The 20,904-nt window shown below is 65.0% G+C and carries 17 protein-coding genes and 1 pseudogene; 6 read left to right on the top strand and 12 right to left on the bottom strand.

What is annotated here, in order from left to right; translation table 11 throughout:
- Positions 1-2: 2 nt before the first annotated feature.
- The 5 genes from ACVWY5_RS13925 to ACVWY5_RS13905 all read right to left on the bottom strand — a co-directional run bounded on the left by ACVWY5_RS13925 (position 3) and on the right by ACVWY5_RS13905 (position 6,525).
- Positions 3-1,727, bottom strand: a complete 1,725-nt coding sequence (locus ACVWY5_RS13925; protein WP_028335024.1) for an AMP-binding protein — start codon at positions 1,725-1,727, stop codon at positions 3-5.
- A gap of 142 nt (positions 1,728-1,869) precedes the next feature.
- Entirely contained in the window at positions 1,870-2,757 is an 888-nt protein-coding gene (gene mmsB / locus ACVWY5_RS13920) for a 3-hydroxyisobutyrate dehydrogenase (RefSeq protein WP_028335023.1), read from the bottom strand.
- Between the two features lie 25 nt (positions 2,758-2,782).
- Positions 2,783-3,865, bottom strand: a complete 1,083-nt coding sequence (locus tag ACVWY5_RS13915; protein WP_028335022.1) for an enoyl-CoA hydratase/isomerase family protein — start codon at positions 3,863-3,865, stop codon at positions 2,783-2,785.
- On the bottom strand, positions 3,862-5,007 hold the full coding sequence (locus ACVWY5_RS13910; RefSeq protein WP_028335021.1) for an isobutyryl-CoA dehydrogenase: 1,146 nt from the start codon (positions 5,005-5,007) through the stop codon (positions 3,862-3,864). Before ACVWY5_RS13910 ends, ACVWY5_RS13915 begins: the two co-directional genes overlap by 4 nt.
- A gap of 21 nt (positions 5,008-5,028) precedes the next feature.
- The gene (locus ACVWY5_RS13905) at positions 5,029-6,525 is read right to left on the bottom strand and encodes a CoA-acylating methylmalonate-semialdehyde dehydrogenase (RefSeq protein WP_028335020.1); all 1,497 of its coding nucleotides are present in this window, start codon (positions 6,523-6,525) and stop codon (positions 5,029-5,031) included.
- Between the two features lie 121 nt (positions 6,526-6,646).
- On the opposite strand from ACVWY5_RS13905, the gene ACVWY5_RS13900 reads away from it, so the two are divergent.
- The gene (locus tag ACVWY5_RS13900) at positions 6,647-7,561 is read left to right on the top strand and encodes a LysR family transcriptional regulator (protein ID WP_028335019.1); all 915 of its coding nucleotides are present in this window, start codon (positions 6,647-6,649) and stop codon (positions 7,559-7,561) included.
- Between the two features lie 15 nt (positions 7,562-7,576).
- On the opposite strand, the gene ACVWY5_RS13895 is transcribed toward ACVWY5_RS13900, so the two are convergent.
- Entirely contained in the window at positions 7,577-7,816 is a 240-nt protein-coding gene (locus ACVWY5_RS13895) for a DUF1127 domain-containing protein (RefSeq protein WP_028335018.1), read from the bottom strand.
- A gap of 160 nt (positions 7,817-7,976) precedes the next feature.
- Here ACVWY5_RS13895 and ACVWY5_RS13890 point away from each other — a divergent pair, with 160 nt between their 5' ends.
- On the top strand, positions 7,977-9,548 hold the full coding sequence (locus ACVWY5_RS13890; RefSeq protein ID WP_028335017.1) for a winged helix-turn-helix domain-containing protein: 1,572 nt from the start codon (positions 7,977-7,979) through the stop codon (positions 9,546-9,548).
- 212 nt (positions 9,549-9,760) lie between these two features.
- On the opposite strand, the gene ACVWY5_RS13885 is transcribed toward ACVWY5_RS13890, so the two are convergent.
- Complete coding sequence (locus ACVWY5_RS13885) at positions 9,761-10,375, bottom strand: TetR/AcrR family transcriptional regulator (RefSeq protein ID WP_028335016.1); 615 nt, start codon at positions 10,373-10,375, stop codon at positions 9,761-9,763.
- 60 nt (positions 10,376-10,435) lie between these two features.
- Positions 10,436-10,987, bottom strand: a complete 552-nt coding sequence (locus tag ACVWY5_RS13880; RefSeq protein WP_028335015.1) for a PaaI family thioesterase — start codon at positions 10,985-10,987, stop codon at positions 10,436-10,438.
- A gap of 222 nt (positions 10,988-11,209) precedes the next feature.
- Here ACVWY5_RS13880 and ACVWY5_RS13875 point away from each other — a divergent pair, with 222 nt between their 5' ends.
- Positions 11,210-11,980: an enoyl-CoA hydratase gene (locus tag ACVWY5_RS13875; RefSeq protein WP_028335014.1), complete on the top strand. Its 771-nt coding sequence runs from the start codon at positions 11,210-11,212 to the stop codon at positions 11,978-11,980.
- A 10-nt stretch (positions 11,981-11,990) separates the two neighbouring features.
- Here ACVWY5_RS13875 and ACVWY5_RS13870 read toward each other — a convergent pair whose 3' ends face one another.
- The 3 genes and pseudogenes from ACVWY5_RS13870 to ACVWY5_RS13860 form a co-directional block, all read right to left on the bottom strand.
- Positions 11,991-13,403 carry a sensor histidine kinase gene (locus ACVWY5_RS13870; protein WP_028335013.1) on the bottom strand — a complete coding sequence of 471 codons (1,413 nt, stop codon included), beginning with the start codon at positions 13,401-13,403 and terminating at the stop codon, positions 11,991-11,993.
- A gap of 141 nt (positions 13,404-13,544) precedes the next feature.
- Positions 13,545-14,804: an MFS transporter gene (locus ACVWY5_RS13865; protein WP_028335012.1), complete on the bottom strand. Its 1,260-nt coding sequence runs from the start codon at positions 14,802-14,804 to the stop codon at positions 13,545-13,547.
- Between the two features lie 229 nt (positions 14,805-15,033).
- Positions 15,034-15,678: pseudogene (locus ACVWY5_RS13860) on the bottom strand (hypothetical protein).
- 193 nt (positions 15,679-15,871) lie between these two features.
- On the opposite strand from ACVWY5_RS13860, the gene ACVWY5_RS13855 reads away from it, so the two are divergent.
- From ACVWY5_RS13855 to ACVWY5_RS13845, 3 genes are all read left to right on the top strand, one after another.
- Entirely contained in the window at positions 15,872-16,009 is a 138-nt protein-coding gene (locus tag ACVWY5_RS13855; RefSeq protein ID WP_321176897.1) for a hypothetical protein, read from the top strand.
- Between the two features lie 791 nt (positions 16,010-16,800).
- Positions 16,801-17,997 carry an acetyl-CoA C-acyltransferase gene (locus ACVWY5_RS13850; RefSeq protein WP_028335011.1) on the top strand — a complete coding sequence of 399 codons (1,197 nt, stop codon included), beginning with the start codon at positions 16,801-16,803 and terminating at the stop codon, positions 17,995-17,997.
- Between the two features lie 241 nt (positions 17,998-18,238).
- Complete coding sequence (locus tag ACVWY5_RS13845; RefSeq protein ID WP_028335010.1) at positions 18,239-19,543, top strand: MFS transporter; 1,305 nt, start codon at positions 18,239-18,241, stop codon at positions 19,541-19,543.
- A 27-nt stretch (positions 19,544-19,570) separates the two neighbouring features.
- Here the strand turns inward: ACVWY5_RS13845 and ACVWY5_RS13840 are convergent, their stop codons facing one another.
- Complete coding sequence (locus tag ACVWY5_RS13840; RefSeq protein WP_051376197.1) at positions 19,571-20,887, bottom strand: carbohydrate porin; 1,317 nt, start codon at positions 20,885-20,887, stop codon at positions 19,571-19,573.
- Positions 20,888-20,904 lie beyond the last annotated feature (17 nt).

Raw genomic sequence — 20,904 nt, 5'->3', positions numbered from 1 at the left:
TGCTAACCGGAGGTCCGCACCTTCTGCAGCTCCGGAAATTCTTCCTCGCGGAACTCGACCCCGCGCAACGCATCGCTTCTGACGTCATCGTGTTCGAGCCGGCGCAACTGCACGCGACGGATTTTTCCAGAAATCGTCTTGGGCAGTTCGGTGACCAGCTCAATCTTGCGGATGCGTTTAAACGGTGCGAGCCGCGTGTGCAAATGTTTGAAGATCGACAGCGCCGTCTCCGGGGTGCGCTCGACACCGGACACCAGCAGCACATAGGCCTTGGGGACCGCGAGCCGGATCGGGTCCGGGCTCGGCACCACGGCCGCTTCCGCCACCGCGTCGTGCTCGAGCAGCACGCTCTCCAATTCAAACGGCGAGATGCGGTAGTCAGAGGATTTGAACACGTCGTCGGTGCGGCCGACGAAGGTGAGATAGCCCTCGTCATCGGTAAACACGACGTCGCCGCTGCGATAGATCTCGCCGTCGGTGCCGATCAGCTTGCCGTCGTCGCCCTGATAGCCCTGCATCAGGCCCGCCGGCCGGTCTGCGCCGAGCAGCAAGGTCACCTCGCCTTCCTTCGCGGCGTGGCCGTCATTGTCGGTCACCTGGACGCGATAGCCCGGCAGCGGCCGGCCCATCGAGCCGACCTTCACCTTCTGTCCCGGCGAATTGCCCGCCAGCGCCGTGGTCTCGGTCTGGCCGTAGCCGTCGCGGATGGTCAGCCCCCAGGCCGATTTGACCTGGTCGATGATCTCAGGATTGAGCGGTTCGCCGGCGCCGCACACCTCGCGCAGCGAGACCTTGAAGCTTGCGAGCTCTTCCTGGATGAACAACCGCCACACCGTCGGCGGCGCGCACAGGGTGGTCACGCCGCAGCGGCCGATGGTCGAGAGCAGTCCCTTCGCCTCGAAGCGTGGCTGGTTCGCGATAAAGATCGTTGCGCCGGCGTTCCACGGCGCGAAGAAGCAGCTCCAGGCATGCTTGGCCCAGCCGGGCGACGAGATATTGAGATGGATGTCGCCGGGCTGCAGGCCGATCCAGTACATGGTCGAGAGATGGCCGACCGGATAGCTGCGCTGGCTATGCCGCACCAGCTTCGGCTTTGCCGTGGTGCCCGAGGTGAAATAAAGCAGCATCGGATCGTCGGCCTTGGTGGGGCCATCGGGCGTGAACGCCTCGGGCGCCTTCGCCGCATCCTCGAACGGCAGCCAGCCGTCCTGCGGCTGCGTTGCACCGACCACGATGCGGGCGAGCTTGTCGCTGCCGAGGCCCGCGAACTTCGCAACCTGATCCTGCGTGGCGACCACCGCCCTTGCCTTGCCGCGGTCGAGCCGGTCGCGCAATTCATCCGCGGTCAAGAGCGTGGTGGCGGGGATCACGACGACGCCGAGCTTCATCGCCGCCAGCATGGTCTCCCACAGCGGCACGACATTGCCGAGCAGCAGCAACAGATGATCGCCGCGCTTCAGCCCCTGCGCGCGCAGGAAATTTGCAACCTGGTTTGAGCGACGCGACAGTTCGGCGAACGAAAGCCTGGTCTCGTTGCTGCTTGCGGCATCGACAATCCACAGCGCCGGCCGGTCGCGGCTGTCGGCATTGTGCGCCAGTTCGGCATCGAACCAGTCGAGCGCCCAGTTGAACGGCACCGGATCGGGCCAGCGAAATCCCTTCACCGCGGCGTCGTAGTCGATGCGGTGCTTGAGCAGAAAGGCGCGTGCGTCCTGAAATGTGGTCATCTTCTTCCGAGCCCGTTGATTGGCAACCAGCGTTACCGTCAAGCGTAGCCCGGATAGAGCGAAGCGCAATCCGGGGCGGTCGCGCCGGTCGATAAAGCAGTCCCGGATTTCGCTGCGCTCCATCCGGGCTACGAACGGCCCGCTACTTTCCAGCGAGGCTCCGAACGTGCTGGATAATTCCGGAAAAGTCGACCCCGCCGTGACCCGACGCGTCGAAGGTCTTATAGATCTCCTGCGCGTGCTTGCCGAGCGGCGTGACCGCGCCGGCCGCATTGGCGGCGTCCTGCGCCAGGGTCAGGTCCTTGACCATCAAGTTCGAAGCAAAGCCCGGCTTGTAGTCGTTGTTGGCCGGCGAGGTCGGCACCGGGCCGGGAACCGGGCAATAGGTCGTCAGCGACCAGCACTGTCCCGACGAGGTCGAGGCGACGTCAAACAGCGCCTGGTGCGACAGGCCGAGCTTCTCGGCGAGCACGAAAGCCTCGCCGACCGCGATCATGGAAATACCGAGGATCATGTTGTTGCAGATCTTGGCCGCCTGCCCCGCACCGCCGGCGCCGCAATGCACGATCTTCTTGCCCATGTTCGCCAACATCGGCTGGGCCGCCGCGAATGCCTTCGGCTCGCCGCCGCACATGAAGGTCAGCGTCCCGCCCTTGGCGCCGCCGGTGCCGCCGGAGACCGGCGCATCGACCGAGGCCATGCCGTGCTTGGCGGCCAGCGCATGCGCCTGCTTGGCGCTTTCGACGTCGATCGTCGAGCAGTCGATGATCAGCGTGCCCTTGGCCATCGCGGGCAGCACCTCGCTCCAGACGCCGAGCACATGCTTGCCGGCCGGCAGCATGGTGATGACGACATCGGCGCCCTTCACCGCACCGGCGCCGCTCTCGGCGATCGCGGCACCGTCGCTCTTGGCCTGATCGCGGGACGCTGCGACCAGATCGAACGCGGTCACCTTGTGGCCGGCCTTGACCAGATTGGCCGCCATCGGCCCGCCCATATTGCCGAGCCCGATGAATGCGACGTTTGCCATGGGAAGTCCTCCGCTTGCGACGTTTCTATTTGCTGTCAGGAAATTTCAACTCGTCGGTGCCGATCTCGGCGAAGTAAGGCGCGAGCATCTCCGGCGTCACCTGTTCGATCCCGGCCGGCATCCATGTCGGATTGCGATCCTTGTCGATGACGGCGGCGCGCACGCCTTCGCGGAAATCGTCGCTGGCGAACACCTCGAGCGCGGCGCGATATTCGCGCTTCAGGCACTCTTCCAGCGTCGCGGTCGCGCGCGCCAGCCGCAGCAGTTTCAGCGTCACCACCATGCCGCGCGGCGACTTCTCACCGAGCGTCTTCAGCGTGGCCTGCGCCAGGTCGGAGCCGTCGGCCGTTAGCGCGGCGACGACTTCCTCCATCCGGCCGTGTGCGAACCAGCCGTCGATTTTGGCCTGCATCGCGGCGACAGGGCCAGCCGCCTCGCTAGTCGCGAAGCCTCCGATCAGCCGATCAATCTCGGCCGAACTCGTACCCGGCGCAACCTTGGCCAGCGCCTCGCGCAGCGCCGGCAGCTTTGCGCTCGGCACCACGGCGTCGGCAAATTTGGCGTAGATCGCATCGGGACCGTTCATCGTGGTGCCGGTGAGCCCGAAATAGGTGCCGATCTCACCCGGCGAGCGCGACAGCAGATAGGTGCCGCCGACATCGGGGAAGAAGCCGAGGCCGACCTCGGGCATCGCGAGCTTGGTCCGCTCCGTCACCACGCGGTGGCGGCTATGTGCCGACAGCCCGACGCCGCCGCCCATCACGATGCCGTCCATGAAGGCGACATAGGGCTTTGGGAATTTCTTGATCCGCGCGTTGAGGATGTATTCGTCGCGCCACAGGATCTTGCCGAGATCGCCCTTGACCTTGGAGCTCTCCCAGAGCGCGCGGATGTCGCCGCCGGCGCACAGGCCGCGCTCGCCCGCGCCCTCCAGCACGATGACGGCGACATCGGGATCGGCCTCGTACGCATCGAGCGCCTTGTCGATGTCGTGGAACATCTCCAACGTCACGGCATTGATCGCCTTCGGCCGGTTGAGCCGGATGATGCCGGCAGAACCTTCCTTGCGCGCGATCAGATCGCCTTCGGCTGCTGCCGCATCATTCATCGCGCGCCCTCGATCAACTTGCGCGACACGATCAGCCGCATGATTTCATTGGTGCCTTCGAGGATCTGGTGCACGCGCAGATCGCGCACGATCTTCTCGACACCGTATTCGCTGAGATAGCCGTAGCCGCCGTGCAGCTGCAGCGCCTGGTTGGCGACCTCGAAGCCGACATCGGTGCCGAACCGCTTGGCCATCGCACAGAGCATGGAAGCGTCCGGATCCTTGCGGTCGAGCGCGGCGGCCGCGCGCCACAGGAAGGTGCGTGCGGCTTCCAGCTCGGTCGCCATGTCGGCGATCTTGAACTGCAGCGCCTGGAATTCGTCGAGCCGCTTGCCGAACGCCTTGCGGTCCTTCATGTAGGCTAGCGCCTTGTCGAGCGCCGCCTGCGCGCCGCCGAGCGAGCACGCCGCAATGTTGAGACGGCCGCCGTCGAGCCCGGCCATCGCGATCTTGAAGCCGATGCCCTCCTCGCCGAGCCGGTTCGCGACCGGCACGCGCGCATTCTCGAACATCACAGCGCGGGTCGGCTGCGCATTCCAGCCCATCTTGCGCTCGTTGTTGCCGAACGACACGCCCGGCGTCTTGCCGTCGATGACCAGCGTCGAGACGCCGCCGGGACCCTCGCCGCCGGTGCGCACCATCGCAACCAGCAGGTCGGTGCTGCCGGCGCCGGAGATGAACTGCTTCTGGCCATTGAGCACGTAGTGATCGCCGTCGCGCACCGCGCGGGTGCGCAACGCGGCCGCGTCGGAGCCGGCACCCGGCTCGGTCAGGCAGTAGCTCGCGATCAGCTCCATGGTGCAGAGCTTCGGCAGCCATGTGTGGCGCTGGGTGTCGTTGCCGTAGGCATCGATCATCCAGGACGCCATGTTGTGGATCGAGATGAAGGCCGACGTGGTCGGGCACCCCGTCGCCAGAGCCTCGAAGATCAGCGCCGCGTCGAACCGCGTCATCGCCGAGCCGCCGACATCATCCTTGATATAGATGCCGCCGATGCCGAGGCCCGCCGCCTCGCGCATCACGTCGACCGGAAAGTGCTTTGTCTCGTCCCATTCGAGCGCGTGCGGCGCGATCTTCTCCGCCGCAAACGCCCGTGCCATGTCGCGAACCGCGATCTGGTCCTCGTTGAGAGCGAACTGCATGCTTCGCCTCTCGGGACGAGTTTACTTCATCGTCGGAATCGAGAACTCCGCGCCTTCCTTGACGCCGGACGGCCAACGCGAGGTCACCGTCTTGGTCTTGGTGTAGAAGCGGATCGAGTCCGGACCGTGCTGGTTGAGATCGCCGAAACCGGACTTCTTCCAGCCGCCGAAGGTGTAATAGGCGATCGGCACCGGGATCGGCACGTTGATGCCGACCATGCCGACATTGACCTTGGCGGCGAAGTCGCGCGCGGCGTCGCCGTCGCGGGTGAAGATCGCAACACCGTTGCCGTAGTCATGGTCGGACGGCAGCGCCAGCGCCTCGTGATAGTCGTGGGCGCGCACCACCGAGAGCACCGGGCCGAAGATCTCTTCCTTGTAGATCCGCATGTCCTTGGTGACGTTGTCGAACAGCGAACCGCCGAGATAGAAGCCCTTCTCGTAGCCCTGCATCTTGAAGCCGCGGCCATCGACCGCGAGCGTCGCGCCTTCCTTGATGCCGATGTCGATGTAGCTCTTGACCTTCTCGACCGCCTCGCGGGTCACCAGCGGGCCGTAATCGGCCGACGGATCGACCGAGGTGCCGATCTTGAGCGACTCGACGCGCGGGATCAGCTTCTCCATCAGGCGGTCGGCGGTGGTCTTGCCGACCGGCACCGCGACCGAGACCGCCATGCAGCGCTCTCCGGCGGAGCCGTAGCCGGCGCCGATCAGCGCATCGACCGTCTGGTCCATGTCGGCATCCGGCATCACGATGGCGTGGTTCTTGGCGCCGCCGAAGCACTGGCAGCGCTTGCCGGTCTGCGCGGCGCGCTCGTAGATGTATTGCGCGATCGGGGTCGAGCCGACGAAGCCGATCGCCTTGATATCGGGATCGTCGAGGATGGCGTCGACCGCCTCCTTGTCGCCGTTGACGACGTTGAGGATGCCGGCCGGCAGGCCCGCCTCGATCATCAATTCGGCGAGCTTCATCGGCACGCCGGGATCGCGTTCAGACGGCTTGAGGATGAAGGCGTTGCCGCAGGCGATCGCCGGCGCGAACTTCCACATCGGGATCATCGCCGGGAAATTGAACGGCGTGATGCCGGCAACGACGCCCAGGGGTTGCCGCATCGAATAGATGTCGATGCCGGGGCCGGCGCCCTCGGTGTACTCGCCCTTCATCAGGTGCGGGATGCCGCAGGCGAACTCGGCGACCTCGAGGCCGCGCTGGATGTCGCCCTTGGCGTCGGGAACGGTCTTGCCGTGCTCGCGCGCCAGCAGCTCGGCGAGCTTGTCGTAGTCGCGCTGGACCAGCTCGAGGAACCGCATCATGACGCGGGCGCGGCGCTGCGGGTTGGTGGCGGCCCATTCCGGCTGGGCGGCCTTGGCGTTCTCGACCGCGGCGCGGAGCTCGGCCTTGGAGGCCAGCGCCACCTTGGCCTGGACCTCGCCGGTCATCGGCTCGAAGACGTCAGCCGTACGGCCCGACGTGCCCTTGACCTCCTTGCCACCGATGAAATGTCCGATTGAGCGCATGGAAAAACCTCCCTGAAGCACCTGAATCGCCGCTCCTCGCGGCGGGATCGCTTTACAAACCCTATTGACCCTGCATTTTATGGGATTCAAGTCCGATAAATTGCACCATAGATGTGCGGAAATGCTGGATCAAGGCGGCGGCACAATCGACTGGGACGACTTCCGTTTCGTGCTCGCCATCGTGCGCGGCGGGTCGGTTTCGGCTGCCGCCAAGCAGCTCGGCGTCGATCATGCCACAGTGATCCGCCGTGTCGACCGGCTGGAGCGCCACCTCTCCGCAAAACTGTTTGATCGGCGCAAGACCGGCTATCTGCTGACCGAGGCCGGCCAGCGGGTCGCCGACAGCGCGGAGGCGATGGAATCCACCATCGTCGCCAACCAGGAGGCGGTCGGCGGCTCGCGCGCCCACCTCACCGGCACGGTGCGGATCGGCGCGCCCGATGGGTTCGGCAGCCACTTCCTGGCCTCGCGGCTGGTCAAGTTCACCGAGCGGTATCCCGATCTCGATCTGCAGCTCGTCGCCACCGCGCGGCTGTTCTCGCTCTCGAAACGCGAGGCCGACATCGCGATCAGCCTGACCATGCCGAAGGAAGGCCGCATCGTCGGCCGCAAGCTCCTAGACTACACGCTCGGGCTTTATGCCGCACCTGCCTATCTCGCCCAGGCGCCGGCAATTGCCGCACGCGCCGACCTGCCGCGGCATCGCTTCGTCGGCTACATCGAGGAGCTCTTGTTCACGCCGGAGCTGGACTACCTGCCGCAGGTCTCGCCAAAGATCTCGGCGAAATTCCGCAGCGCCAATCTGATCGCGCAGCTCAACGCCACCATCGCCGGCTTCGGCATCGCCGTGCTGCCCCACTTCATGGCGACAGCCCACCCCGAGTTGCAGCCGGTACTGCCGGACGAGGTGCGGATCTCCCGCACCTTCTGGCTCCTGATGCACGCCGACAGCAAGGATCTCGCCCGCATCCGCGCGGTGGCGGACTACATCTACGAGACGGTGGAAGCCGAGCGCGCGCTGTTCAGCGGGGTGTAGCGCTCACCGACGTCGTCAGACGGATCGGATGCCGCGCGGGTCGGCATCCCGGTTCGAGGCGACGTAATCGACCTCGCCACGCGAGATCCCGATGTCCATGAGCTCCCGGTCACTCAGGCTGCCGAGATCGGCGCGCAGCCGCTCCCATTTGCGCCACTCCTGAATTGCATGCCAAAAGCCCTTAAAGGCGCTCACGATCCGCGGCGTCGATGTGGTCGCCTGGGCTGAACGCGCTGGACTGTAGGTCGTGCTCATTGCTGCACCTCCGGGATACGTCCTTTCCACCCGGACAAGATGCCGCGGCATGCGCTTGCGCGCTTAACAGTCGGCTTACAATTTCCTCATCGGCGGCTTATTCTTGGCACACCAAGCGGTGCCACACGATCGTCCGAGGCACACCCAAGGGATTCGCGGCTTGCGCTATCTCTTCGAGGAGTACGCACTCGACACGGACCGGCGCGAGTTGCATCGCGGAACGGACATGGTTTCCGTCGCGCCGCAGGTATTCGACCTGCTCGACTTTCTGATCCGCAACAGGGATCGCGTCGTCAGCAAAGACGACGTCATCCACGCCATCTGGAATGGGCGCAGCGTGTCCGATGCAGCCTTGACCACTCGGTTAAACGCTGCGCGGAGCGCAATCGGCGACTCCGGTGAGGAGCAGCGCCTCATCAAGACACTGCCACGCAAAGGTTTCCGGTTCATCGGTGCGGTCCGGGAAGAGCGGACGACAGCAAGCGCTGCAAGGGGCGCCGAGCCGATAGAACCGCGGCAGCCTCCCCTCAAGCTCCCCGACAAGCCCTCGATTGCCGTGCTGCCCTTCCAGAACCTTAGCGCCGACCCGGAGCAGGAGTATTTCGCCGACGGCGTCGTAGAAGACATCACGATGGCCCTGTCGCGGTTTCATTGGCTGTTTGTGATCGCGCGCAATTCGAGCTTCACCTACAAGGGCCGGCCCGTCGACATCAAGCAGGTCGGCCGCGAACTCGCGGTGCGCTATGTGCTCGAAGGGAGCGTGCGCAAGGCCGGAAACCGCATTCGTATCGCCGGTCAGCTTATCGATGCTGAAACCGGCGCGCATCTCTGGGCCGACCGCCTTGACGGCGCGCTCGAAGATATCTTCGATCTACAGGACCAGGTGACGTCTACCGTGATAGGCGCAATCGCACCGATGCTGCAGCGCGCGGAAATTAAGCGAGCCACGCGCAAGCCAACCGAAAATCTGGACGCATATGACTATTACCTGCGTGGCTTGGCGACCGCTCGTCGGTGGACGAAGGATGCAAACAGCGAAGCGCTCCAGCTCTTCTACAAGGCGATCGAGCTCGATTCCGGTCTGGCGTGCGCCTATGGCATGGCCGGATGGTGCTACATCCAGCGCAGAGCGCGACGCTGGATGATCGATCGTGCGCAGGAAACTGCCGAAGCTACGCGGCTCGGATGGAAGGCCGTGCATCTGGGAGCAGATGACCCGGCAGCGATGTGCATGGGAGCATATGTACTCGCCTTCATAGCGCACAAATTCGATGATGCCATTGCGTTCGTGGATCGCGGACTGACGATCAATCCGAACCTGGCAATGGCTTGGAATCTCGGTGCTTGGGTCAGAGCCTTCAGAGGCGAGCCCGACCTCGTGCTTGACTACGCTGCGCGTGCAATGCGCCTGAGCCCGCTCGATCCGTCGATGTACGCCAACCACGGAGCCGTATCGTATGCGCATTTTCTCTCGGGCCACTACGATATGGCATCGTCATGGGCCGAAAAGACATTGCGCGACAATCCGGATTTCCTGCTGGCCATCTGCATGTTCGCCGCCAGCAATGCGCTCACCGGACGCCTCGAGCCGGCTCAAAAGGCCATCGCACGTCTACGCGAACGCGCTCCCAACTTGCGCATCTCCAATCTGGAAGAGCTGGCGCCATTTCGTCGAGCGGAGGATCTTGCGCGCTTTATCAAAGGCCTCCGCGAAGCAGGGCTTCCCGAATGACCGTGAATGCGCGGCTCGCCCTTGGAGCCGCCGTCGACCCGACCAATTGCGTCGGTCTCCGACGCCAAGGCCCGGTTTGAGCCAGACATCGGAACCTTACGAGTACTCGCCCTAAAGCATGATCCGGAAAAGTGCGAAGCGGTTTTCCGAAAAGATCATGCTCAAACAAAGAGCTAAGGCGCGATGACGATTCAACCTAATCTCATCGCGCTTTAGTTTACCTTCGTCTTTTTCGCCGGCGCCTTGGCCGCGGCGGCACGTCCCAGCACCGCCTCGCGGCCCGCCGACAGGATCTCGTCGGACATTTCGCCGCTTCCGGCGATGCGCGACATCACGATGGTGCCCATCATGGTCGCCAGCGTCGCCGTCGCCTGCTTGCGGGCGGCCTTGCGCGGCACGTCCAGGATCTGGTCGGCCATCATGTCGATCATCTGGTCGAGCTTGAGGGCAAACGCCTTGCGGGTCTTCGGGCTCTCGCGGGCGATCTCGGCGCCGAGCGCCGGGATCGCGCAGCCCTGGCCGGGATCGTCGCGGTGCACCGCCGAAAGATAGCCGTCGATGATGGTCGAAAGCCGCTTCTCCGGCGGCGTGTCCGCGGCGACCTTGCGCCAGCGCTCGATGGCGCGGTCCATCGCATAGCTGAAGGCCTCGATTACCAGCGCCTCGCGCGAGTCGAAATGCGCGTAGAAGCCGCCATGGGTCAGGCCGGCGTCCTTCATCAGGTCGGCGACGCCGATGCCGTGGGCGCCCCGCTCGCGCAGCCGCGTCGCGGCCTTCTTGACGATCCGCGCGTGGGTCTCCTGCTTGTGTTCTTTCGAATAGCGCATGCCGGTCTCATGGAATGTTTCTAATCATATAATAGCAGATTTGCGGCCGGAATGCTGCAGTTATTTCGCCTTGTCGGCCACTTTGGGTTCCCCGCCGAGCATCGAAAACGTCGCGGTCGCGTGCACCGCAAGATTGCCCCTGCCGTCGCGGACGAAGCCCTCGGTGTAGCTGGTCTGGCGGCCGAGCTTAATCACCTTGCCTTCGGCGCTGATGATGCCCGAACGTGCCGACAGCGGCCGCAGATAGGTCAGCTTGAGGTCGAGCGTCACCGAGGTCTGCCCCGCCGGCAGCGTGGTCGAGATCGCGCAGCCCATCGCGGTATCGAGCAGCGCCGCGGCGGTCGCGCCGTGCAGCAGGCCGATGGTGTTTTCCAGGCTCTCATGCGGCTCGAGTTCCATCACGATGCGCCCCTCCTCGACCACCGCCATGCGGAAGCCGATCAGTTTGGCCATCGGCGGCGGCGGCAACCGGCCGTCGCGGATCGCGCGCATCGCCTCGATCCCGGACATCGGCAGCGCCGCCTTCGCCACGGGTCCCGGCGCCTGCCATTCCACCACGCGCGTGCGCGTTAGACCGGGCGAATGAAGATCGATGCTTTCGGCGGCGGTCATGACGGCTCCATTTATATGATGAATATAATTCTATAGGTCCGCATCCCTCGGCGCAACCGCCGCACCCGGTCCCTTGACAGAGCCATGCTTTGTCCGGGACATGGCCCAAGTCATTCCGAGGCGACGCAAGCGTCGAACCCGGAATCTCGAGATTCCGGGCCTGGTGCTTGCGCACCATCCCGGAATGACTTGTCGATCCAATCCTGCGCCGGGACTTTTTCCATGGACATGCTCAATCCCCACTGCGGCATCGCCCGCGACGACAGAGGCGTCGTCCGCCTCACCATCTGCAACGCCGGCAAGCTGAACATCGTGAATTCCGCCGTCACCAACGGCGTGCGCGAGGGTTTTGAGCATCTGGCCGCCGATCCGAGCATCCGCGCGGTGATCCTGGCCGGCGAAAGCGAGCGCAGCATGATCGGCGGCGCCGACATCAAGGAAATGGCGAGGCTCGACCAGCCATCCGCCGAAGCATTCATCAGCCGGCTGCGCGACCTCTGCGAGGCCGTGCGCAAATTCCCGGCGCCGGTGATCGCCCGCCTGCCCGGCTGGTGCCTCGGCGGCGGCCTCGAGGTCGCAGCGGCCTGCGACGTCCGCGTCGCCGCGCATGACGCGATGTTCGGCATGCCCGAGGTGCGCGTCGGCATCCCCTCGGTGATCCACGCCGCGCTGCTGCCGCGCCTGATCGGCTGGGGCCGCGCCCGCTGGCTGATGATGACCGCGGAGAACATCGACGCTCAAACCGCGCTCGCCTGGGGCCTGGTCGACACCGTGGCAAAACCCGGCGGCCTCGACCAAGCCGTCGAGCACACCGTCAAGGCGCTGCTGGAATGCGGCCCCGAGGCGCTACGGATCCAGAAGGATCTGCTGCGGCAATGGGAAGAGCTGCCGCTGACCGAGTCGGTGAACCTCAGCGTCGGCGTGTTCGGAAAGTCGTTCCAGACCGGCGAGCCGCAGCGGCTGCTGCAGGGGTTTTTGGATCGGAAGCGGTAGCCGCCAGCGCTCAGCTCGAGACAGGGATCTCGATCAGCACCAGCGTGCCGCGGCCCGGTTCGCTCTCCAGCGCGATCCGGCCGCTGAGCGACGACACGACGGTGTTAAAGGCGATGTGCAGGCCGAGGCCGATATTGCCCCGCTCCCGCCCGGTGGTGAAGAACGGATCGAACACGCGGGCTTGCAAATCCTCGCGGATGCCGACGCCTTGGTCGGCGCAGGCGATCCGCGCCAGCGCCTGATCCGGCTGCGTCACCGTCATGGTGAAGCGTCCGCCGCGGCCGTCGGGATAAGCGTGCGCCGCGGCGTTGAACGCCAGATTGCTGATCACCTGCGCCAGCGCGCCGGGATAGCTGCTCAGAACGATGCCTTGCGGGCAATCGAGTTCGACGATCAATCCCTGCCGGGACAGCAGCGGCCCGAGCTTCGCGATCAGCTCGGACAGCCATCCGCCGAGCTCGAATGTATGGCGCTCCTCGTCGGCGTGGTGGATGGCGACCTGCTTGAAGCTGTGCACCATCTCGGATGCCCGATGCAGGTTTTCCGAGGTCAGTCGAAGGCCGTTCTCGATCCGTGCAATGCCCCTTGTCAGGTCGGAGCGCCGGACGGCTGCGCCCTTCAGCGCCTCGCCCATCGCGCGAAGGTCCGCCTCCATGGTGGTTGATGTGGTCAGCGCCAGGCCAAGCGGCGTGCTGACCTCATGTGCGACACCGGCGACGAGCTGCCCGAGCGAGGCCAGCTTCTCGGCCTGCACGAGCTGCGATTGCGTCGCGTGCAAATCGCGCAACGAGGCTTCCGAGCGCTCCTTTTCACGTTTCAGCGCCTGCGCCGTCCGGAACTGCTGGCGCGCGCGGAACTCGCGGGCGGCGACGGCGTAAAGCGACAACGCATAGGCATTGATGACGAGGGAATGATTGATGAAGCGCAAGCCCGGCGGCAACGCCGGCCCGAGTGATTCAGCGATGCATAGCGCAATCCATGTCGTGAGACAGAACACGGCTAGCGGCCCGATCCGGAGCGGCAGCATGGTCGAGACGAACAGGATCACCATCATCACGCCGGGTGCCGCATAGGTGAATCCCGAGGGCAGCACGAGGTAGACGCTCGGCAGCACGCAGCCTGGAATGACGCAATAGACGAGGAAGATCGTCTCGGCCCACGGCTTCATCGCGGGCACCGAGAGCAAAGCGGTGAGCGGCAGCAGGACCAGCACGGCGACCCCGCCGCGGATCGCCAGCGTGGTCGCCACGACGTCAGGATAGAGCACCCAATCCCAGAACGCATATCCGGCATAGGTAAAGGCGCCGAGCAGCATCGCGACCTGTGTCCAGCCGATATTGCCCCGCACGTACTGGTCTACAAATCGGCGCTCCTCGACGATGTCGTCGAATCGCAGTCCAAGGCGGGTCAAAAGACGGAGCATTACAATATCAAACGAAAAAGGCCTGGCACTGGAACTTGGCACTGCAAATGGGAGCGTCGAAAATGATCTACGACAGCTTGCCCGCGCTGTCGCGTCCTTTTGGCGCATCGGCGACCGCGGCGCGGCATCGCGCCGCGCCCCTCACCGGGCGTTGGCCGGGGCGTGGGTCGGCCAGAGGTCGGCGCGCCAGTGCAGCGCGATCGCCAGCATGGCGATGAAGCCGGCGGCGGCGAGCAGCGTGCCGGTCGCGGTGTAGCCGATCAGGTCGATCAGGCTGCCGGCAGCGAGCAGCCCGAGCGGCAGGCCGTAGATCACCATCATGCGCACGCCCATGACGCGACCGCGCAGATGCGCGCTGGCGTTGCGCATCAGCATCACGGCGGCCGAGATCATCGACATGCTCTGCGCGATGCCGGCGAGCAGCAGGCAGGCCATCGCGACCGGCATGGTCCGGAGCTCGACGAACACCAGGAGCATGGCGTACCAGGCGAGCGTCGCGCCGATCAGAAGCCGCGCGATGCGTACCCCGCCGGCCATGCTGAGCGTGATCGAGCCGATCAGCGAGCCCACCGCGAAGCTTGCCGAGAGATAGCCGAGCCCGGTCTGGTCGGTAAGGAAGATGTCGCGCGCGACATAGGGCAACAGGCCGTTGGTCAGTGGAAACGCGGTGAGGTTGGCCAGGAACGCGACGCAGAGCGCGGCGCGCATGCCCGGGCCGCTCCAGGCATAGACGATGCCCTCCTTGAGGTCGCGCAGCAGCTTTGAACCCGGCGCGTCGCCGGCGGCGAGATCGGTCGTTCCATGCGACTTGGGGCGGCTCATGCAAAGCATCAGGATGGCGGCGACGAAATAGAAGCCGGCGATCCCGACATAGACATAGCCGATGCCCAGCGCCGCGAACAATCCGGCCCCGGTCAGGGCTCCTGCGATGCGCGCCGAGTCCTGCGTGGTGCGCGCCAGGCTGATGGCGCCCACCAGCTGCTCCGGCGGCATGATGTCGGCGAGCAGCGCGCCGCGCACGCCGAGATCCGACGGGCGGATCACGCCCATGATCGCGACGATGATCATGACGTTGAGCGGGGCGAGATGCCCGGTCAGCGCCAGCGTCATGATGGTGCCGGCGAGCACCGTATAGGCAAAGCGCATCACGGCGAGGAGATCGCGGTGCCCCATGCGGTCGCCGATCATGCCGACGACCGGCGCGACCAGCGTGCCGACATATTGCAGCGACGCCAGCACGGTCAGCAGCAGCACCGAGCCGGTCTCGACCATGATGTACCAGCCGAGCACCAGCGTCTCGACCTCGAACGCCCACGATGTGAGCAGATCGGACGGCCATTGAAAGCGATAGCTGCGGATGCGAAATGGCGCGAGCGCGGAGGTCCGCGTGGTCCCGCTCAAGACGCGATGACGCGTGTCACGGCGTGTCCTGCCCTTTTTCCTTGTTCTTCTGGGTCTTGGTTCTTGGTCGTGCTTGCGGCGCTTTGAATCTGTCTTGAGTCGCTTGGGAAAATGCCCTGTTCCGGCAGCGTAGCGCCGAGGCGATTGGTGTCAATCGAAGCCGCCGCATGCGGCCATGCACGATGGTATCCGCAGCGACGGGATAGCGCAGCCTCGCGAAGCGCAGGTCCTACACCGGCGGCACGGCGCGCCGCAGCATGAAATGGGTGGGTATGAAAGCGAGCAGCGGCAGGCCGATCATCAGGCCGGCCAGCCACACCAGCGGCGGCACGAAGCCTTGCGCCGCCCTGTCGCTTGTGCCGAAGACGTAGTTGATGTTGACCGGAGTCATGCCCGGGTCCGGCCGCGGTCACGGCATCACAAAGTAGCAGATCAGCAGCAGCGCCCATGCCAGCACGCTCCAGGCGATCAGCGCGCGCTGGTCATAGCCGAGCCGCCAGACCAGGAACAGCAGCAGGAACGGCAGCCAGCCGTGGAAGCCCGACAGGAACCGCAGGAACAGCGACAGGTTCTGGTCGAACATGTAGTCCGTCATTCCGGTGAGCGAGTAGCCGGCGACATGGGCGAGAAAGTCGATCACCCAAAATGTTTGCGGCACAAGGAGTCCGACGGCGCACATCGAAATCAACAGCGCGCTCTCGGTCCAGATCCCGATCAAGGTGAGGATCAGGCAGACGTCGCAGAAATACAGAAAGTTGGTCGGCCCGTAACAGTAGGTGTACACCGGCACCAGGACGGCCATGAAGGCGCTGAAGCCGATCTTGACGGAGAGCGGAATGCGGGCGGACGGCTGCTCGACGGCGATCACGGACATTGCGGTGGGACTTTCCATTGCACAATCCGCAGCCCTAGCGCCGGATCGGTAAACAGACCCGTATTCCGCAACCTTGAATTGATCTGCGTCCGGGAATTCGGTCAACGCCGACCAGCGGTGCCGGTACAGTTTTAGCTGCCCGCGCGCGCGATGATCGTGCTAGCATGCCTGTTCCGAAGCCGCGGAGGACGACATGAACGCCTTCGAAGTTTTCGCGATCTACCTGGCGCCCTTTGTGATCATCGCGATCGCAATCCGGCTGCTGATGCGGCGTTATGCCGTCGACCTGCCGGACGTGCAGAAACAAGCGGGCTTCGCGCCGAAGCGATGATTTCTGCTCGGCGCCTGGCGGTCGGATTAGATCAAATCGCAGACAAGCTCGGTTGCGCCGCCGCCCGGCGAAATTCTCAATCACTGATTTGCCCGACGACGCAAGCGAAGACCAAACCAGTGTATGGTTTGTCCGTCTCACCCGATCGAGGGCGCTTCGCGGTCGATGCAAAGCTCGGGCGATTCATGCCGAGAATGCGACGTGGGACTCACAAGAGGCGCCAAACACTCGGTGTCGTCCCTGCGAAAGCAGGGACCCGTAACCACCGATGCTGATTGTTGCGCGATGTTGGAACGACGAGTCTCTTCAACAACCTCCGCCGCAGAGTATGGGTCCCTGCTTTCGCAGGGCCGACGCCTGGGAAGCAACCGTGGACTCTCATTCTCCCCCGTGTCATCACCCGCGCATGCGGGCATCCAGTACGCCGCGGCCTCTCGGCTCAAGCATTGCGGCCTCTGGAATACTGGATCACCCGCATGCGCGGGTGACGACATCGCGTGGTGAACACTTTGAATCGAGAACCATCTTCCTCGTCGTCCTGGCGAAGGCCAGGACCCATTACCCCGAATGCGAATTGCCTCGCAATACTGGGGCCGCGGCCTTTCCCACAACAAAAGTCGGTGGTTATGTATCCAAGCTTTCGCCAGGCCGACACTGGTGATGGCGGTGATCCCATCCCCAACTCATGCGAACACGACATTTTGTCATGAGAGCCGCAGTTGCAATTTTTGCATTGCATCATATGATGACAATAATTCAATCAAATCCCCGGCATTGAAGGGACTCCTGCCATGGCAACCAGCACCGATCCCGTCGTCATCCTCTCCGCCGCCCGCACCCCGCTCGGCCGCTTCATGGGCGAGCTCGCGCCGCTGCCGGCGCACAAGCTCGGCTCGCATGTGATCGGCGCGGCGCTGGAGCGCGCAAGACTCGCGCCCGAGCGCATCGACGAGGTGTTCATGGGCAACGTGCTGCCCGCCGGCCAGGGCCAGGCCCCTGCCCGCCAGGCCGCCCGCGGCGCCAGACTGCCGGACGCCACCGGCGCCACCACCGTCAACAAGGTCTGCGGTTCCGGCATGAAGGCGACCATGCTCGCCCACGACATCATCAAGGCCGGCTCGGCCGAGATCGTGCTGTCCGGCGGCATGGAGAGCATGAGCAATGCGCCGTATCTGTTGCAGAAGGCGCGCGGCGGTTATCGCGCCGGCCACGACCGCATCATCGATCACATGATGATGGATGGGCTCGAGGACGCCTATGAGACCGGCCGCTCGATGGGTGATTTCGGCGAGGCGACCGCGGAGGCCTATCAGTTCACCCGCGCCGACCAGGACGCGTTCGCGATGGAGACGCTGAGCCGTGCCCGCAAGGCGGTCGAGGGCGGCGCCTTCAAGGCCGAGATCGCGCCGATCACGCTCGCCGAGAAGGCCGGCCCGCGCATCGTTGCCAATGACGAGCACCCGCTGAAGGTCGATCCGGCAAAAATCCCCGGCCTGAAGCCGGCATTCCGGGCGGGCGGCACCATCACACCGGCCGCCTCATCCGCCAATGCCGACGGCGCCGCAGCGCTGATCCTCAGCCGGCGCTCGCTCGCCGATCGCGATGGATTGCCTGTTCTGGCCGAGATCAAGGGCCACGCCACCCACAGCCAGGAGCCGCAGTGGTTCACGACAGCGCCGATCCCGGCGATCAGAAAACTGCTCGACAAGGTCGGCTGGAGCGTCGGCGATGTCGACCTGTTCGAGATCAACGAGGCGTTTGCGGTGGTCGCGATGGCGGCGCAGCGCGACCTCGGCATTCCCAGGGACAGGCTGAACATCAACGGCGGCGCCTGCGCGCTCGGCCATCCGATCGGCGCCACCGGCGCGCGGCTGATCGTGACGCTGCTGCACGCGCTGGAGGCGCAGAACCTGAAGCGCGGCGTTGCCGCGCTGTGCATCGGCGGCGGCGAAGCCACCGCGATCGCCGTCGAGCGGGTCGCGCACTGATCCGGTATGCCGTCATTGCGAGCGAAGCGAAGCAATCCATCTCTCCTCGCTAACCGAACGATGGAGTGCTTCGTCGCTTCGCTCCTCGCAATGACGGTTAGTTATGAAAGGCGTCCATGAGGCAGTACGACGGCCTGGCGTCTGAGTCCTAAAACGAGGGAACTATGGCATTTTAGCCATGGCTCTCTCGTGCCATATTGCGCATCACGCAAAGCTTTCATCGCAATCGATCCGGAACACAATGATCTCGAACTGGCTTGCTTCCACCCTCGCCCGCCGCAACATCCACTACGGCTGGGTGATGGTGGCCGTGACTTTCCTTGCCGCGCTGATCTCCGCCGGCACCGTCGGCGCGCCCGGCGTGTTCATCGTGCCCCTGCAGAAGGAGTTCGGCTGGTCCACCGCCGAGATTTCCTCGGCGCTGTCGATCCGCTTCATCCTGTTCGGGCTGATGGCGCCGTTCGCCGCCGCGCTGATGAACCGCTACGGCCTGCGCAACGTGACGCTGGCGGCGCAGCTGATCGTGGTCTCCGGTCTATTGGCCTCGCTCGCCATGACCCAGGTCTGGCAGCTCATCCTGCTGTGGGGCGTCGTGATCGGAATCGGCACCGGGATGACCGCGCTGGTGCTCGGCGCGACCATCGCGGCGCGCTGGTTCGTGGCGCGGCGCGGCCTCGTGGTCGGCATCCTCACCGCAAGCGTCGCGACGGGACAGCTCGCCTTCCTGCCGCTCCTGGCGACGCTGACCGAGCGCTACGGCTGGCGTGTCGCGCTTGGGCTGGTCTGCGTCATGCTCGGCGTCGCCGCCTTTGCCGTGCTGATGGTGATGCGCGACCGGCCGAGCGACGTCGGCCTGCGTCCGTTCGGCGACGAGGGAAGCACGCCAATTCCCGCGCCGCCGCCGGCCAATGCGCCGATCGTGGCCGCCGCGCTCGGCACGCTGCGCGACACCGCGAAGTCCTCGGTGTTCTGGATCCTGTTCGCGACCTTCTTCGTCTGCGGCGCCTCGACCAACGGCCTGGTCCAGGTTCACCTGATCCCGATGTGCCTCGACTACGGCATCCCGCAGGTGCAGGCGGCAAGCCTGCTCGCCGCAATGGGGATCTTCGATTTCTTCGGCACCATCGTCTCGGGCTGGCTGTCGGACCGCTACGACAACCGCTATCTGCTGTTCTGGTATTACGGCCTGCGCGGGCTGTCGCTGCTGTTCCTGCCGTTCTCCGACTTCACATTCTACGGGCTGTCGCTGTTCGCGATGTTCTATGGCCTCGACTGGATCGCGACGGTGCCGCCGACGGTGCGCCTCACCGCGCAGCGCTTCGGCGCCGAGCGCGCCAATCTGGTATTCGGATGGATCTTCGCCGGCCACCAGCTCGGCGCAGGCGCCGCCGCGTTCGGCGCCGGACTGTCGCGCACGATCTATCAGAGCTACCTGCCGGCGTTCTTCATTGCCGGTGCGCTGTGCATCTTTGCCGCGCTGATCGCGCTGGCGATCGCGCGGCCGCAGCCGAAATCGGCGGCGGAGCCGAAGCCGGTCGCGGCCTGAGGCCGCTGCCTGCGCGACGTCCGCCGGTCAGTACGACAGGATGGTGCGCATCCCGAACACCACGCTGTCCTTGATCCGATGCGTTTGCGTCGGATCGTTGGGATCGACGGCGCCGCCGCCGGGATGGGCGATGTATTGAAACATCGGCTGCATGGTGAAATTCGGGTTCACGACGTGCTGGTAGGTGATCTCGAGGATCGCCTCGTAGTCGCGGATCGGATACGGCGTGCCCGTGAAGATCTGGGTGTCGCGGTCGAGCGCGCGTGCGGCGTCGGAAATCCTGGCATAGATCGCGGCGATGCCGAACCGATCGTCCGGATACGCCTCGCTGAAGCCGGTGAACAGGAAGCCGCCGTCGACATAGGTGCTGATCAGGTTGCGGTCCGACGGGCTGACCGAGGCGCGCATGAAGAACGCAACGCCCTTGTCAGCGTCCGGCCTGGCGCGCGCAAGCAGCTGCTCATAGACCATGAAGATGCCGTTGTCCCGCCGCAGCCATCGCGTGTCGCCGGAGCTGTCGGGATCGGCGAGCGAGAGCCCGTCGGCCGAGAAGCGCTGGTCGGCGAACGAGCCCATGTGATACCAGGCGCCGCCGGTGATGGTCGCCGGCAGCCTGCTCTCGCCGATCTCGAACTTGTATTTGAGCTGGCCGATCCACCATGGCGGATCGTTGACCCGGAAATTGAGCCCGTGGGCGTTCAATATCTGCGGGTCGTCCATGCCCTGCGGCGGCGAAGCCGAACCGTCGAACAAGGCCAGATAGGCGGTGATGCGGTCGGACAGATTGGCCTTGATCCGGATGCCGGGCACGGCAAGTGGCGGCGACGGTCCGCCGGCCGGCAGAATGGTGCCGACAATGCCGGGCCAGCCGAGCGCCGAATTGATGAAGATGTCGTCGTACTGGCTGTCGATGAACTCGACGTCCGAGCCCTGCTGGCCGACGCGCACCGAGAGTTTGCCGCCGAGCAGCTTCTGCTCGATCCAGAATTCATAGAGCCGCGTCGCCGGCAGCGACTCGACGCCGGACACCAGGAACAGGTTGCCGACATAGCTCCGCGACAGCCCGTCGCCGTGGATCTGGTATATGTTGGCGTGGAAGGTCGCACCGGTCCAGCCCATCACCTTCTCGAGGTCGATGGTGGTGCCGAGATCGAGACGGCCGGTATAGGCCGCGCCGTTGCTGACACCGCCGGAGACGTTGGAAAACCCCTCACCGATATAGGTCAGGCTGAACTGGTAGCCGGCCTCCTCGAGTGCAGCCCGCGTATCAGCAATCCGCTCGGCGATCGGCTTGTCTTCGGCATTCGCCGGCGCGCCGAGCGCAAGGGCCGCGGCCACCAACATCGCGCGGGAAAGAACTC

Source organism: Bradyrhizobium sp. USDA 3256, assembly GCF_054058275.1.
The sequence above is the reverse complement of the archived record's forward strand: the minus strand, read 5'-3'. Positions and strand labels throughout refer to the sequence as shown.

Excerpts from the sequence above, each read along its gene's own strand:
- ACVWY5_RS13925 (WP_028335024.1), bottom strand. The coding sequence starts at position 1,727 with ATGACCACATTTCAGGACGCACGCGCCTTTCTGCTCAAGCACCGCATC.
- mmsB (WP_028335023.1), bottom strand. The coding sequence starts at position 2,757 with ATGGCAAACGTCGCATTCATCGGGCTCGGCAATATGGGCGGGCCGATG.
- ACVWY5_RS13915 (WP_028335022.1), bottom strand. The coding sequence starts at position 3,865 with ATGAATGATGCGGCAGCAGCCGAAGGCGATCTGATCGCGCGCAAGGAA.
- ACVWY5_RS13910 (WP_028335021.1), bottom strand. The coding sequence starts at position 5,007 with ATGCAGTTCGCTCTCAACGAGGACCAGATCGCGGTTCGCGACATGGCA.
- ACVWY5_RS13905 (WP_028335020.1), bottom strand. The coding sequence starts at position 6,525 with ATGCGCTCAATCGGACATTTCATCGGTGGCAAGGAGGTCAAGGGCACG.
- ACVWY5_RS13900 (WP_028335019.1), top strand. The coding sequence starts at position 6,647 with ATGCTGGATCAAGGCGGCGGCACAATCGACTGGGACGACTTCCGTTTC.
- ACVWY5_RS13895 (WP_028335018.1), bottom strand. The coding sequence starts at position 7,816 with ATGAGCACGACCTACAGTCCAGCGCGTTCAGCCCAGGCGACCACATCG.
- ACVWY5_RS13885 (WP_028335016.1), bottom strand. The coding sequence starts at position 10,375 with ATGCGCTATTCGAAAGAACACAAGCAGGAGACCCACGCGCGGATCGTC.
- ACVWY5_RS13880 (WP_028335015.1), bottom strand. The coding sequence starts at position 10,987 with ATGACCGCCGCCGAAAGCATCGATCTTCATTCGCCCGGTCTAACGCGC.
- ACVWY5_RS13875 (WP_028335014.1), top strand. The coding sequence starts at position 11,210 with ATGGACATGCTCAATCCCCACTGCGGCATCGCCCGCGACGACAGAGGC.
- ACVWY5_RS13870 (WP_028335013.1), bottom strand. The coding sequence starts at position 13,403 with ATGCTCCGTCTTTTGACCCGCCTTGGACTGCGATTCGACGACATCGTC.
- ACVWY5_RS13855 (WP_321176897.1), top strand. The coding sequence starts at position 15,872 with ATGAACGCCTTCGAAGTTTTCGCGATCTACCTGGCGCCCTTTGTGATC.
- ACVWY5_RS13850 (WP_028335011.1), top strand. The coding sequence starts at position 16,801 with ATGGCAACCAGCACCGATCCCGTCGTCATCCTCTCCGCCGCCCGCACC.
- ACVWY5_RS13845 (WP_028335010.1), top strand. The coding sequence starts at position 18,239 with ATGATCTCGAACTGGCTTGCTTCCACCCTCGCCCGCCGCAACATCCAC.
- ACVWY5_RS13840 (WP_051376197.1), bottom strand. The coding sequence starts at position 20,887 with ATGTTGGTGGCCGCGGCCCTTGCGCTCGGCGCGCCGGCGAATGCCGAA.